The sequence below is a fragment of the Terribacillus saccharophilus genome (assembly GCF_046592595.1).
GTDB classification, from domain to species: Bacteria; Bacillota; Bacilli; order Bacillales; family Amphibacillaceae; genus Terribacillus; species Terribacillus saccharophilus_C.
In genome coordinates this window covers 222,817-236,288 of sequence record NZ_JAWVPF010000008.1, presented here as the reverse complement: position 1 = coordinate 236,288, position 13,472 = coordinate 222,817, and the positions used below count along the sequence as shown (strand labels likewise).

Genomic DNA, 13,472 nt, shown 5'->3' with positions numbered 1-13,472 from the left:
ATGATATTACCATGATTTTGGGTATTTGGACTTTGTGCTAGATGCATCTACTCCTTAGCTTTCCAGCAGAACCCCACCTCGTGCTCTATTCATTAATCTCCAGGGTCAAATTTTTTTATAAAATGAGTACTTCTAAAAGGTAAAATCCACTCCTGTGCAGAATGTATACGCACATTCAAATTAAAAGGGAGATAATAATGATTAATCACATTTGTCAAGTCATGTTATATGTTAGCGACCAGAATCAGGCAGTTCATTTTTGGACAGAAAAACTGGGGTTTCTAGTGATTGCGGAAGAAGATGGCAGCCAGGGTATGAGATGGATTGAAATCGCACCATCAAATAATACGGAAACAAGTATCATTCTCCACAACAAAGAAATCATTGCGAAAATGGAACCCGAACTAAATCTTGGCCCCCCCTCTTTACTGTTCTTTTCGGATAACCTTGATAGACTGCATGAAGATTAATCAACTGATCATGTAACAGTAGGAGAAATAGTGGCAATGCCATCTGGGAGAGTTTTCAACTTTGCGGATTATGAAGGAAATTACTTTGCGGTTATGGAGAAAAATCATTAATTCCATATAGTAAGATTAACTGTAAGACCCATTTCACTAAATTGAAATAGGTCTTTTTATTTCCTCTCATAGGCGGAGATGGGTCTGTCAGTTTATCCTTTCGACCTGTATTATTCTATCTCTCCTTTCCATTCATGGTAAAATGACATTACAACCCTTCACAAAGCGAGGTTTAGCAGATGAAACGAAATGGTAAAATGGAAAGTACCATCATTGACAGCATCTATTTGGATGAGAGCTTGGAATTACGCTGGTATAAGCCGGAGTCATTCTCTCCTTTGTATAAGTATCAGTTATGCATCATGCAGGATGGCAATGATTACTTCCAAATGGGCAGAATCGCAACGTTAAGTGATCAGCTACATACCGATGGAAAGATTCAAAATACCGTCTTTGCTGGTATTCATTATCGCGATCGTTACGACCGAATTGATAAATACTATCCTGATGGTAAGAAGCATGAAGCATATCTGCAGTTCCTTCTGCATGAAGTGCTGCCGGTTCTGGAGGACGATCTGCCGACATTACATATGGGAGCCAGCAGGACCTTGATGGGCGATTCCCTGGCTGGTACCCTCTCCCTTGTTGCAGCCCTCCGTTTTCCACATACATTTGGAGGCGTGGTCATGCAGTCCCCATTAGTGGATGATGCTGTTATGCGGGAAGTACAAGATGCCAAGCAGCTGGATAACTTGTCTATTTACCATACGATTGGAACGAATGAGACCAGCGTTCCAACTTCTTTCAATAAAGATATGGACTTTGTGGAACCGAATCGAAAGTTGTATGAATTCTTCCGCAATAAGGCTGTTGATTATACGTATCGGGAGTTGCAGGATGCGGATCATACATGGAAGTATTGGCAGCGCGATATGAAACAGGTACTGACTGACGTATTCGGCTGAACCTTTGGCCGCATACAGCAGGCACCTTCTCTGGTATAATAAGAGGCATAAAGCGAACGATACGCATGCTATTCATTCTTAATTGGAGGTATTGAGATGAACTACACTGTAGCAATTTTTCCATCCGAGCAAGTGCAGCAAGAAGCCAATTCGTATCGAAAACGATACGACTCCGCTTACGCACTCATCAAACCGCATATGAAAGTAAGACAGCCTTTCCCATTGAATGAAGAAGATCTGATCGACGCTGTCAGTGAACTGAAACGGATTGCACGCGAGACACCTCCTTTCTCTTATCAGATCGAGAAAGTAAGTACGTTTGCACCTGCTCATAATACGCTCTATTTCAAGGTGACACCTTCCGAGGAATTAAAAACATTGCATGAGAAGTTATATCATGGTTTCTTCGAAGGTGAAAAAGCTTATGCATTCATTCCGCATATCACGATTGCGCAAAACCTTTCGAGTGGGGAATATGCTGATTTGCACGGAACACTGAAGTTAAAGCAATTCAAATATGAAGAACAAGCTGCACAATTCCATCTGCTCGAGCAGCAAAAAGATGAGAAATGGATTGTAAAAGAAACTTTTACGTTAGGTGAGGAATAAACATGGAAATATTCGTAGCAGAAAACAGCATCCAACAACAGGATGCTTTCCAAGTAAGAACACTAGTATTCGTTGAGGAACAAAAAGTGCCCGCCGATCTTGAGATTGATGAACTGGAAAATGAAAGTATCCATTTTGTTGGATACGAGGATGGTACGCCGGGGGCGGCTGCCAGAATGCGCTTGGTCGATGAGTATGCGAAGATGGAACGCATTTGCATATTGAAAGAATTCCGAGGCAAGCGTTACGGCAATGAATTGATGTGGGCCATGGAAGAGGAAGCGAAAAAACGCGGTATGCAAAAAGCGAAACTTAATGCGCAGACTCAGGCAATTCCTTTCTATGAACGATTGGGTTATACAGTCGTTTCAGATGAGTTCATGGATGCGGGCATACCGCATAAAACAATGACAAAGCAGCTATGAGACTTCCTTTGGGAAGTCTCTTTTTTGTATAGTCACTATTCCTTTGGGCATGCTTCTTTTAGAAGGGATGTGTTGCTCGTGGGAGTATATGGACAAATCATCGTGGAAGTAATATTCGGTTTTTTTGGTCTGTTTATATTGACGAAGGTACTCGGGAAAACCCAGATGAATCAAATCACAGCCTTCGACTTCATTGCCGCGATTGCAGTCGGCGAACTGTTTGGTAATGCCATTTTCGATCCGGAAGCTGGAATTCCCCATATCGCAGTCGCAATCATTACGTGGGGCATACTTATGGTTGTTATTGAGAAAACAACCCAGCGATTCAAACGAACGCGCAGTTTTCTGGAGGGAAAACCGACTGTAATCATTTCTAAAGGCGAACTCCGGTACGAGGATATGAAGAACAATAAAATGGATCTTAATCAGCTGATGCATCAGTTGCGATCCAATAGCATTTTCTCACTAGCTGAAGTGGATTATGCCATCATTGAAGCAGATGGCAGTTTAAGTGTCTTGAAGAAAAGCGCCTATCAAAATCCCACGCGGAACGATCTCGATCTGAAAGAACAGCCTAACCCTCTCCCTGTTTCCTTCATATTGGATGGAGAGATAATCAACGATAACGTCATTAATAGCGGCCAGACATTGGAATGGCTGCAGAAGGAAATCAAGAAGCAGGGCTTTAACAGGGTTTCCGAAGTAGTATATGCGGAATGGACGCCCACTAATGGGCTTTTTACCAGATCGTATTAAACTAACAGACCGTGTTGATATAATGACCTTTGCCAGTTAATAAGCTATATGTCTGCCAATCCATTTGCGTCTCTTTGGTTGATTGATCACGCTTTTGGCGCGGCATGGCAGCTTGGTAGTCCAGCCGATCCTGAACGCGCTGCTCGAAAGTATCTTTCGATTTATCGGACATAATCGGATTCGTCCTTTCAATTACATAACGATCGTTTTTCGGGCTGTTGACCCTGTTTTGATAATCCATGTATTGATAAGATGGAACTGGCACTGTCCAAGTCATGCAATCTCCTCCTCTGTTTCTGTATATACTATTCTTCTTTTCCCTGGTTTCCTCCTTGTCTAACCACATAAAAAAAGCAGCCTAGGCTGCTTTTTATCAGAACCAGAAGCTCTGGCGTCTTTTATCATCGTCGTTGTCTTTCTTCTTATGATCATCGTTATCATCGTGTTTGTGATCATCATTATCTTTCTTCCGACGGAAACCGAAGAATGGATCAAAATCAAAGTGATGATCATGCTTCTTGTCATGATCATGTTTATCATCATGATCGTGCTTATCATCATGTTTATGATCATCGTCATCTTTTTTCCGGCGGGGACCGAAGAATGGATCAAAATCAAAGCCAAAGTTATGATCATGCTTTTTATCATCATGATCGTGTTTGTCATCATGATTGTGCTTATCATCATGTTTATGATCATCGCCGTCTTTTTTACGACGGGAAGAAAAGAACAGATCATTATCATGTTTATGATCATCATGCTTTTTATCGTAATGATCATGCTTTTTAACGTCATGATCGTGCTTATCTTTGTGTACATCATCCGCATCCAGTACCACTTTGTCAGCTTTGATGATGAGATTCTTCACGTGGATGACCTTTTTTTCCTGAGACATATCTTTCACTCCTTTTCCTTGGACTCAAGTCTTGATAGTTTATGTAACCCATCTCGATAAGGTGTGCTATGTATGCCTAATCCCATGTTTTTTCCTCACCTCAAATACCTACCAACTTCTTGCATTATGCGGTTAAGTGCCCACACACAACAAGGGACCTCTCATATCTTATTAAAGACGAAACGTCATTACTTTATCATTTCGAGAGGGGTAAAATCATGAGCAACGCAACGCGAGAAAGTTCATCAATCGTTGTAGATATCGTCAGAGAAATTGCCAATGCACAAAGAGATATCTCCAGCGAATGCTGTGCAACAAGTGCGGAACAATCCATCAATGATCTTCTTGGAAACTTTGGAGGATCTGCTGGTTTCGATACAGTACCAATCTGCCTTTATAACGACCTTGGTGGTATCTTCCGCGGTTATGGAGTAGCTCCAGGAGCAACTCCAGGAACACTTGGACCGGTAGCTGCAAGCTACTACTTCCGAGTGAAAGCAGTTTACGATGATGACGCTGCTGTATTGGAACTGCTTCGCAGCCCAGCTGATATCACACTCATTCCTGATGGTATCGACGATCAAATTGTTACTGGCCTGGCAGCAACGGGTCTTTGCTTCACAGTTGACTTGACTAAATTCGCTCACATCACTACATTGCCAGCTATCTCTGCGTTCATAGGTACAAGAGCGGTTGACTAAAGTAATCGAAAAAAGTTCAATCTTGATTACAAGATTGAACTTTTTTTTTAGAAACCAAGTAATTTAATATCCCGTATGTCTTCAAGCTTCAATTCCCGCCTAAATGGACGCCGGATTGATTTAAATTGAATGAGATCTCCTTCTTTACCTGAAATCGTGCCAATCAAGCTGCCTTCTGCAGTAACAAGTTCACATTTCATTCTTGGTATTTGAGCAGGAAGATTCAAAAAATACTCCACTTTTCCCGCTGTCGGCAGATCCTTGAAATTGACCTTTTTATTAGTTGGCGCTACTTTCTTCTCTGTTGACTGAGCTTGTTCTTCTTTAGGTGCAGCAGCTTCTGGTTTTTCCTCTTCGGTTTTGACTTCTTTCTTCTTTCCTTTTGCCGTACGATAAGCCTGCTGCATTTCTGCATTTGGCAGATCAAGCTTAGGCTGGGCAATAAACAGCAATGGCTGCTGGTGCCTTACCTTTTCTTTGGACACTTTGCGCCCTCCTCTGCATTAGGATTCCTTCCCATTATATGCACGGAGAAATAGGGGGTGCCCAATTTACCCAAAAGAAAAGAAGACTGTCGACGAACAGTCTTCTTTTCTTTTGTCTTTGAACAACTTATGTCAGCAATCCCATAAAGGCTGTTGCCAGCCCAAAATAAATCAAGATGGATATAATATCATTGATAGTTGTAATGAATGGACCGGAAGCGATGGCCGGATCGATGTTCAGTTTATGCATAAGCAGCGGGATAATCGCTCCTGCCAGCGTAGCAATGATCAAAGTAGCAAAGATGGATAAACCGACGAGCAGACCCAGGAAAAAGTCCTGCTGCCAGAAGGCTACTACTACAGTAATAACGATACCGCAGCTAAGGCCCGTCATAATACCTGTCAGCCCTTCCCGCATCACCATACGCATTTTTCCGCGTTTGGCAACATCTCCTGTAGCCATACCACGGACCGCAACTGCCAGCGCCTGGGTACCGGTATTTCCCCCCATGCCGCCGATAAGCGGGATAAAACTCGCTAATATGGCCACTTGACTGAGCGTATTCTCAAATCGACTGATCAAGCTGGCCGTGATCATACCAAGGAAAAGGAGAACAACGAGCCATGGCAGCCTTTTGCGAGCAGACACAAAAGCACTGTCTTCCCCTCTTTCCGTATCACTGACCCCTGCTAAACGGCTGTAATCCTCATCTGCTTCTTCTTCCATGACATCGAGGATATCATCTACTGTGATGATACCAAGTATATGATTTTGAAAATCGACAACCGGCAGTGCCAGGAAATCATAATCACGCATCATTTGGGCAGCATGTTCCTGATCGTCTCCGACAGCGACACTCACGATCCTGTCGCTCATCACTTCAGAAATGAGCCAGTCTTTTTCCGCTATAATGAGGTTACGCAAAGAAATAACGCCGACCAGCTTCTTATCTAAGTCTACAACATACGTATAGTAGATAGTTTCTGCATCAGGTGCCTCTGCTCTGAGATGCAGCATCGCTTCCCGCACTGTATCTGTGGCACTGACACTGACGAATTCCGTCGTCATTATACTTCCGGCCGTCTTATCTTCATAATGCAGAAGATGCTTGATTTCATCGGCGGATTCTTTGTCCATGATCGTAATGAAACTAGCAACCTTGTTCTTATCCATTTCCTTTAGGATATCTACTGCATCATCCGCAGACATTTCGGCTAGTACCTGCGCTGCATAACGAGAGTACATCTCCGTAAAATACAGATCAGCATTTTCCCAGTTGACGTTCTCCATGATTTCTGCGGTTTCGTCAGGTGAAAGATAGGAATAAATCTGCTTCCGTATTTCTTCAGGCTGTTCCTCGAAAACAGCTGCTTGGTCATACGGGTGCAATTCTAGGTATTCTGCACGAAATTGGTCAATTTGCTGGTTAGCTAGTGCTTCCCTGATTTTATTTTGGTATAGTAAAATTTCTTGGTTTTCCAAATGATCCATACGTCTGCCTCCTCGCTTGCAAGAACACTCAATAGTAAGTAATATCTTGCTCCTTGTCAACGTAAAAACGGCTATTCTGTGAAAGGTTTAAGAAACTTTAATAGAGTTCACTTAATTTATCCGTCATTTTGTTGTAAACTGTAACAAGATTATATTCCACTCATTTGCAAAATCTAATCGCTTTTATAGCAGCTAGAGATGCGGAAGGAACGAAAGAAAGGTTTTGTGTATGAATTCTAACAAATTCCGGTTAGATCTAACAATTATATTAGTTTTGATATTGCTTTGTATCGTCTCTTCATTTACGTTGTTCGAGTTGCAGCCAACATTATCCGGCCTGGCAGCCCAAACACAATATATGCCGCGCCAGATCATGTGGTACGTACTTGGTGCTGTTGTCATTGCTGTTATGATGCTGCTCGACTATGACCGGCTTCGCCAGCTTGTGTGGATTTTCTATGGAATCGGCATCATCATGCTTTTGATGCTATTCTTCAGATTCCCAGCAGCTATCATCAATGAAGCAAACGGTGCGACAAGCTGGTTCATCCTGCCAGGTATCGGCTCGATGCAGCCTGCCGAATTTGTAAAGGTGTTTGTCGTCATCGCATTGGCTCATGTCATCATGTCCCATAACGAGAAGAATACAGTCCGCACGAATAAAACAGATTTGTTCCTGCTTGCAAAATTGTTTGCAGTTGCACTTCCACCAATGCTGTTGGTTGCTTCACAGCCAGACCTTGGCGGATTCTTGGTATTAAGTGCAATCCTTGGCGCAACCATCTTAGTCTCTGGAATAAGCTGGCGTCTCTTATTGACTATTCTCGGGATTATCTTAGGTATCGGTGTATTTGTGGCTATCCTGTCGTTTATCTTTCCGAACCAAGTTGGCGGTTTCTTACAGGAAACGATTTTCAAGCACGTGGAAAGCCGATTCCTCGGCTGGCTTTATCCGGAGAAGTATCCGGACTCCAGTTATCAGTACCGATTGGGATTGATGGCTATTGGATCAGGAATTCTTTTCGGGAAAGGTGCTTCCAACTTCCAAGTATCCATCCCGGAACGACATACGGATTATATTTTTTCTGCCATTGCGGAACAATTTGGGTTCATCGGATCAGCAATCGTGCTTTTCCTATTCTTCATCCTTATTTATCGGATGATTCAAGTAGGATTGGAGAGCAATGAGCCATTCGGCAGTTATTTGGCAGCCGGGTTCATCGGGATGTTCACGTATCAGATTTTCCAAAACATCGGAATGTCGGTAGGGCTTGTACCGATTACCGGACTTCCGCTTCCGTTCCTCAGCTACGGAGGCAGTTCGACACTCGCCTATATGATTGCAATCGGTATTGTGCTCAATATCCATTCGAGGACACGTACATTCATGTTCGAAACACAGAAATAAGCCTCATGAAAAAAGGGAAAGCTACTATAAGCTTTCCCTTTTTGTATATAGGAGTGATTCATATGAAATTAGATTTTATCGGAGATGTGCATGGCTGCTTGCCAGAGCTTCACGAGCTCTTCGGCACATTAGGATATGACATGCGTGAAGGATTGCCTGTTCACCCAGACAACCGCCGGCCATTTTTCATCGGGGATTTGACGGACCGAGGCCCTGATTCATTGGGTGTGATTGAACTCGTCTACCGTCTTGTTGAAGAAGAGCTTGGATTTTATGTGCCAGGCAATCATTGCGATAAGCTTTACCGGTATTTGCTCGGCAATAATGTTCAAGTGAAGCATGGATTGGAAACGACTGTAGCAGAGCTACAAAACTGTGAGCCGAATAAGCGCAGGAAACTATCGAATATGTTCATGCAGCTTTACAAAAAAGCCCCTCTCTATAAACAAATTCCTGATCTAGGTGTCGTTGCAGCACATGCAGGTATTAAAGAGTCCCTTATCGGCAAAGAAGGGAAAAAAGTCAAAAGCTTTGTCCTTTATGGAGATACGACTGGTGAAATGGACGAACTAGGTCGGCCGGTCAGACTGGACTGGGCCAAGCATTATCATGGGAACGATTGGATCGTCTATGGTCATACACCAGTTCTGGAGGCCCGTATCATTCATCATACGATCAATATCGATACAGGCTGTGTGTTCGGCAACAAGCTCACCGCCTGCCGCTTTCCAGAACAGACCTTACACAGTGTCCCGTCCCAGCAGCTGTTCGTCGAGGAGAAATTCCGCTCATTCGATTAGAAAGTCAGCCGGGATCGGTGAATGGAAGGTCAGGACGCGCTTTGTAAACGGATGAATGAAGCGCAGCTGCTGCGAATGCAGTGCCTGCCGGCCAATAATATCCGCACTGCCGCCATACAGTGTATCACCTGCCAGCGGGTAACCAATGGATGCCATATGAACACGGATTTGATGTGTCCTTCCAGTCGCAAGCTTGATTTCAACCAATGTATGATCAGCGTAACTGATCTGCCTGCGAAAGTGCGTGATTGCTGTCTGCCCATCTGGGCGGACTTCCCGCTCGATGATCGAGCCTTCCTTCCTGCCGATTGGTTTTGTAATTGTACCAGAGGATTCTGACACACAGCCCTCCACAAGAGCAATATACGAACGCTGGATTTCCCCTTGCTTTTGGTCGGCAGCCAATAGCGTATGAGCATAGCGATGTTTAGCGACAAGCATAAGTCCTGAAGTATCCCGGTCCAGCCTTGTCAGGATATGGACTGTATAGACAAGCCCTTGTTGTTGATAATGCCATAGCAACCCATTCGCAATCGTGCCTGATGGCTGATTCATGGATGGTATAACCGCAATCCCTGGTCGTTTATCCAAAACAAGAACATGTTCATCTTCAAATACAATAGGCAGTTCAAGCGGCTCTGCCGCCATATACGCACCGGCTTCTTCCTGCGGCAGCTCCACTTCCAAGCTATCACCGGCTTTGCCGATATGCCAAAGAGGCGCCGGCTGCTGATTGAGTGTTACCAGCTGCGGCTCCTCTTTGAAAGTCTTGAATAACCTTCTTGAAACGCCTTGCTGTTTGAGGAAATCCTTGATAACGATTTCCTCCTGCAAGGTCCAGCTTAGTTTCATAGCTTTTACCTCTTATCTGCGATGAATGAGTCATGCACTCTTTTCCAGAAAGGGAACGGGCGAAAGCGCGCAAACCGGACGCGCTGCTTCGCGACTGAACAAGTGATGGACTCGATATCTGAATGATTTTCTGTCATGTGATCGATGGCAATCAGGAAACTTTTGTCCAACGTCGGTCTTAGTGTACATGGATGATGGCTTGGCAAAATGAGCGGAGAACCAATCGTCCGAAATACCCGATTATTAATCGAAGCAAGCTCCGTCACTTGTATGGATGCCAAGGAAGGGTGAATGATGGCCCCATTCAGCGCCTTGTTATATGCTGTACTGCCGGAAGGCGTTGAGATGACAAGACCATCTCCACGGAATGTTTCGAAATGCTCTCCCTTTATGGAAACATCAAGTACAACCGAGCCATCCGGTGTTTTAACAGAGCATTCATTCAGCGCCAGATGCTCGTCCACCCTCCCATCTTTATGGGTAATGGATATATCAAGCAAAGGATACTCCACGATGTGATATGGTTTATTGGCAATCTGCAGCAGCAGTTTCTCCAATTCCTCCGGAACCCAATCAGCGTAGAATCCTAGATGTCCGGTATGGATACCGATAAATGCAGTACTGTCCAAACGATGGACATATGTATGGAAATTCTCCAAAAAAGTCCCGTCTCCCCCGACGGATATCGCAAGAGCCGGCTCCTTGTCATCATATTCGAAATTGAAATGCGCCAAATGCTCGATAATGGTTTCCTTGATCGCATTTGACTTCTCATCTCCCCGTGAAAGAACCGTATATTTCATCCCAGCTTACACCCCTATTTATGCTTTTTGATTTGCTGCTGATCATGATAAATCCGCTGCGCTTCCTGCACTTCATCCCGGATTTTGGACATTTCCTCATCCAGTCGGAATGCAGCTTCTGCCGCCGTTTTCAATCGTGTTTTCAATTCTGCAGGTATTTGACCATCGTATTTATAATTGAGCGAATGCTCATTTGTCGCCCAAAAATTCATTGCAAGTGTTCGAATCTGAATTTCGGCCAATACTTTTTTTTCACCGTGGATCGTTTCGACTGGATATTCGATTATCATATGATACGACCGATAACCGCTTTCCTTCGTTTCGACAATATAATCAATCTCATTTACGATATTGAAGTCATTCCGTGCTTTTAGCATGCCCACAACCGTATAGATGTCATCGACGAACTGTGTCACGATTCTAAGCCCGGCAATATCCTGTATTTCTTGATGTAACAGGTCGACTGTAACCTGCTTATTTGCCGCTTTTTGGAGGATGCTGCGTACTGGTTTTACCCGACCAGTGATGAATTCAATCGGAGAATGACGTGATTCATTTTCGAATTGCGAACGCATCCCCTTCAGCTTCACTTTCAGTTCTTCTACTACCTGTACATATGGTGCTAAAAATACTTCCCAGTTCATGCTCTTCATAGCCCCTTTTCTTCCCAGCAGCGTCTAGTTGTTCCAGATGCATTATATCTGCTTTCAGTGTATCATAAAAGCAGCTTGGCATAACAATGGAATACAACATATGGACACACTGGGGGTATCAGCATGCCGCAAGAGATAGAAATCGAATTCAAGAATCTGCTCACCGAAGCAGAATTCCGTAAATTATATAAAGCATTTGATATGGCAAACGCACCTGAAATACAGCAGGTGAACCATTATTTTGAAACAAATGATTTTCAGCTCAAACAGCATGGAGCAGCACTCCGGATCAGGGAAAAGAATGGGAAATATCAATCCACACTGAAACAGCCCCAAGGAGATGGGCTGCTGGAAACACATGACTATCTGACAGAGCAGGAGGCGAATTCCTGGCTGCAAGGACATATAACGCTTGGCCCTGAAATCAATAAGCAGCTGCAGGAGATGGGTATCGCAGCCGCTGATTTGACTTATGGCGGATCTTTGGAAACTATTCGCCGCGAGAAGTCATATAATGATACAATCATCGTCCTTGATAAAAGTAATTACGGTGATATAACCGATTATGAATTGGAGTTGGAAGCACAAAGCTTTGCCCATGGGGAGCGTGTTTTCCATACCGTCCTTACCGAAAATGGCATAGCGAAATGCGAGACACCGAATAAGATTGAGCGATTCTATGACAGCCTCCGAAACAGATAAGTTGCCCAACTTAGCTAGTGGCTGATAAAATAAATTTACAGTCAACCCCCACTTGGGGCAGATGTTAAGTTGATTGCTCTTTGCATAAGAAAGGAAGAATCAATGAATCAAGCTGAAACATTGTATGATGGTATTGGCGGACAAGCCATATTAGAGCAGCTGGTAGATGCATTCTACCGACGCGTGGCAGAGCATCCAGATTTAAAGCCGATTTTCCCGGATGATTTGACGGAGACCCGCCGCAAACAACAGCAGTTCCTGACACAATTCTTCGGCGGCCCGCCGCTTTATACAGAAGAGCACGGCCACCCGAAGCTAAGATACCGGCACCTCCCTTTCGAAATCACACCTATGCGCAAGGATGCATGGCTTTCCTGCATGGCAGCTGCCCTAACGGAAACTGACATAGAGGAACCGTACAGAAGCATAACATATGAACGTCTTGCGTTAACCGCACATCATATGATGAACACACCAGACGAAGAGAAAGGAGAATCGATATGAGCTGGGAATCTTCTAATTCAATACAGCAAAGGCCTGAGGATGACTGTGGCGGATTTTGCGGACTATTTCCTTCTTCGAAAAAACCCGTGGAGATTTACGTTTTTATCGATCCGCTTTGCGAAGATTGCTGGTCACTCGAGCCTTTTCTCAAAAAACTTACAATGGAATATGGTCAATATTTCACTTTACGCCCGATACTGACAGGTGATTATCAGCCGCTCGTCCGTGAACGGAGCGAGTGCAGCTACCCGAAAACGGTACTGCAGCCGGATAACATCTTGTTAAATAATGCCGTGTCCTTCCCATGGCGCACGTCACTGGCAATAAAAGCAGCGGAGCTGCAAGGAAGAAAAGCAGGTACCCGTTTCCTCCGGACTATCCAGGAAGCACTGTTTTTAAACAAACAAGATATTACTGCAGATGAAATCCTGATTGAATGTGCTAAAATCGCTAAGCTCGATTTGGAAGAATTTCGTGAGGATATGTATTCTGCTTCCGCGAAAAAAGCATTCCAATGCGATGTGAAGCTTTCAAAGGAACTGGAAATCGACGAATCTCCTTCCATTGTCTTCTTTAATGAATCCGAAGAAGATTCCGGCATTAAGATTTCTGGTTTATATAGCTACGATGTCTATGTCAATGTATTGCACCAAATGCTGCAGAGAGATCCGCAGCCGGCAGCGAAACCGCCTGTGGAGGAATTCCTTTCCAGCTATAAATTTGTCGGCAGCAGGGAAATTTCATTGATTTATGATTGGACAAATGCACAGACCGAGAAGGAAATGAAAAAGCTGCAGCTGAAACAGATGGTAGAACGCATCCCGATCAAACACGATACTTTCTGGAAATATAACATTACTTCGAAAGCTGAATAACTTTTTGCTGCACTTATTCCAAACAG

17 protein-coding genes and 1 pseudogene are annotated in these 13,472 nt (G+C 43.9%); 11 read left to right on the top strand and 7 right to left on the bottom strand.

What is annotated here, in order from left to right; all coding sequences use genetic code 11:
- The first annotated feature begins 197 nt into the window (after positions 1-197).
- The 5 genes and pseudogenes from SFC25_RS15130 to SFC25_RS15110 all read left to right on the top strand — a co-directional run bounded on the left by SFC25_RS15130 (position 198) and on the right by SFC25_RS15110 (position 3,276).
- Positions 198-581 (top strand): annotated as a pseudogene (locus tag SFC25_RS15130) (VOC family protein).
- 179 nt (positions 582-760) lie between these two features.
- On the top strand, positions 761-1,486 hold the full coding sequence (locus SFC25_RS15125) for an alpha/beta hydrolase (RefSeq protein WP_411216084.1): 726 nt from the start codon (positions 761-763) through the stop codon (positions 1,484-1,486).
- A 96-nt stretch (positions 1,487-1,582) separates the two neighbouring features.
- Positions 1,583-2,095: a 2'-5' RNA ligase family protein gene (locus SFC25_RS15120; RefSeq protein WP_411216083.1), complete on the top strand. Its 513-nt coding sequence runs from the start codon at positions 1,583-1,585 to the stop codon at positions 2,093-2,095.
- Between the two features lie 2 nt (positions 2,096-2,097).
- On the top strand, positions 2,098-2,520 hold the full coding sequence (locus SFC25_RS15115; RefSeq protein WP_411216082.1) for a GNAT family N-acetyltransferase: 423 nt from the start codon (positions 2,098-2,100) through the stop codon (positions 2,518-2,520).
- A 78-nt stretch (positions 2,521-2,598) separates the two neighbouring features.
- The gene (locus SFC25_RS15110; protein ID WP_411216104.1) at positions 2,599-3,276 is read left to right on the top strand and encodes a DUF421 domain-containing protein; all 678 of its coding nucleotides are present in this window, start codon (positions 2,599-2,601) and stop codon (positions 3,274-3,276) included.
- Position 3,277: 1 nt separating this feature from the next.
- On the opposite strand, the gene SFC25_RS15105 is transcribed toward SFC25_RS15110, so the two are convergent.
- A complete protein-coding gene (locus SFC25_RS15105; protein ID WP_411216081.1) occupies positions 3,278-3,553 on the bottom strand; it encodes a hypothetical protein in 276 nt (91 codons plus the stop codon).
- A gap of 96 nt (positions 3,554-3,649) precedes the next feature.
- Positions 3,650-4,171, bottom strand: coding sequence for a hypothetical protein (locus SFC25_RS15100; RefSeq protein WP_411216080.1), 522 nt, complete (start codon positions 4,169-4,171; stop codon positions 3,650-3,652).
- A 218-nt stretch (positions 4,172-4,389) separates the two neighbouring features.
- On the opposite strand from SFC25_RS15100, the gene SFC25_RS15095 reads away from it, so the two are divergent.
- Entirely contained in the window at positions 4,390-4,872 is a 483-nt protein-coding gene (locus SFC25_RS15095) for a CotY/CotZ family spore coat protein (RefSeq protein ID WP_411216079.1), read from the top strand.
- A gap of 47 nt (positions 4,873-4,919) precedes the next feature.
- Here SFC25_RS15095 and SFC25_RS15090 read toward each other — a convergent pair whose 3' ends face one another.
- On the bottom strand, positions 4,920-5,357 hold the full coding sequence (locus SFC25_RS15090; RefSeq protein ID WP_411216078.1) for a CotO family spore coat protein: 438 nt from the start codon (positions 5,355-5,357) through the stop codon (positions 4,920-4,922).
- A 127-nt stretch (positions 5,358-5,484) separates the two neighbouring features.
- Positions 5,485-6,849, bottom strand: coding sequence for a magnesium transporter (mgtE, locus tag SFC25_RS15085; RefSeq protein ID WP_411216077.1), 1,365 nt, complete (start codon positions 6,847-6,849; stop codon positions 5,485-5,487).
- A 229-nt stretch (positions 6,850-7,078) separates the two neighbouring features.
- On the opposite strand from mgtE, the gene SFC25_RS15080 reads away from it, so the two are divergent.
- Complete coding sequence (locus SFC25_RS15080) at positions 7,079-8,257, top strand: FtsW/RodA/SpoVE family cell cycle protein (protein ID WP_411216076.1); 1,179 nt, start codon at positions 7,079-7,081, stop codon at positions 8,255-8,257.
- 62 nt (positions 8,258-8,319) lie between these two features.
- Positions 8,320-9,057, top strand: a complete 738-nt coding sequence (gene prpE / locus SFC25_RS15075; protein WP_411216075.1) for a bis(5'-nucleosyl)-tetraphosphatase PrpE — start codon at positions 8,320-8,322, stop codon at positions 9,055-9,057.
- Here prpE and SFC25_RS15070 read toward each other — a convergent pair.
- From SFC25_RS15070 to yjbM, 3 genes are read right to left on the bottom strand one after another with little or no spacing between them, the layout of a single operon-like run.
- Positions 9,046-9,909, bottom strand: a complete 864-nt coding sequence (locus SFC25_RS15070) for an RluA family pseudouridine synthase (protein ID WP_411216074.1) — start codon at positions 9,907-9,909, stop codon at positions 9,046-9,048. The two genes, prpE and SFC25_RS15070, sit on opposite strands and share 12 nt — an antisense overlap.
- 5 nt (positions 9,910-9,914) lie before the next feature.
- The gene (locus SFC25_RS15065) at positions 9,915-10,712 is read right to left on the bottom strand and encodes an NAD kinase (RefSeq protein WP_411216073.1); all 798 of its coding nucleotides are present in this window, start codon (positions 10,710-10,712) and stop codon (positions 9,915-9,917) included.
- 14 nt (positions 10,713-10,726) lie between these two features.
- Positions 10,727-11,356: a GTP diphosphokinase gene (gene yjbM, locus SFC25_RS15060; RefSeq protein WP_411216072.1), complete on the bottom strand. Its 630-nt coding sequence runs from the start codon at positions 11,354-11,356 to the stop codon at positions 10,727-10,729.
- Positions 11,357-11,488: 132 nt separating this feature from the next.
- On the opposite strand from yjbM, the gene SFC25_RS15055 reads away from it, so the two are divergent.
- The 3 genes from SFC25_RS15055 to SFC25_RS15045 all read left to right on the top strand — a co-directional run bounded on the left by SFC25_RS15055 (position 11,489) and on the right by SFC25_RS15045 (position 13,446).
- On the top strand, positions 11,489-12,067 hold the full coding sequence (locus tag SFC25_RS15055; protein ID WP_411216071.1) for a CYTH domain-containing protein: 579 nt from the start codon (positions 11,489-11,491) through the stop codon (positions 12,065-12,067).
- Positions 12,068-12,169: 102 nt separating this feature from the next.
- A complete protein-coding gene (locus tag SFC25_RS15050; RefSeq protein ID WP_411216070.1) occupies positions 12,170-12,571 on the top strand; it encodes a globin domain-containing protein in 402 nt (133 codons plus the stop codon).
- Positions 12,568-13,446: a ClpXP adapter SpxH family protein gene (locus SFC25_RS15045; protein WP_411216069.1), complete on the top strand. Its 879-nt coding sequence runs from the start codon at positions 12,568-12,570 to the stop codon at positions 13,444-13,446. The genes SFC25_RS15050 and SFC25_RS15045 overlap by 4 nt, the downstream gene beginning before the upstream one ends.
- Positions 13,447-13,472: the final 26 nt, after the last annotated feature.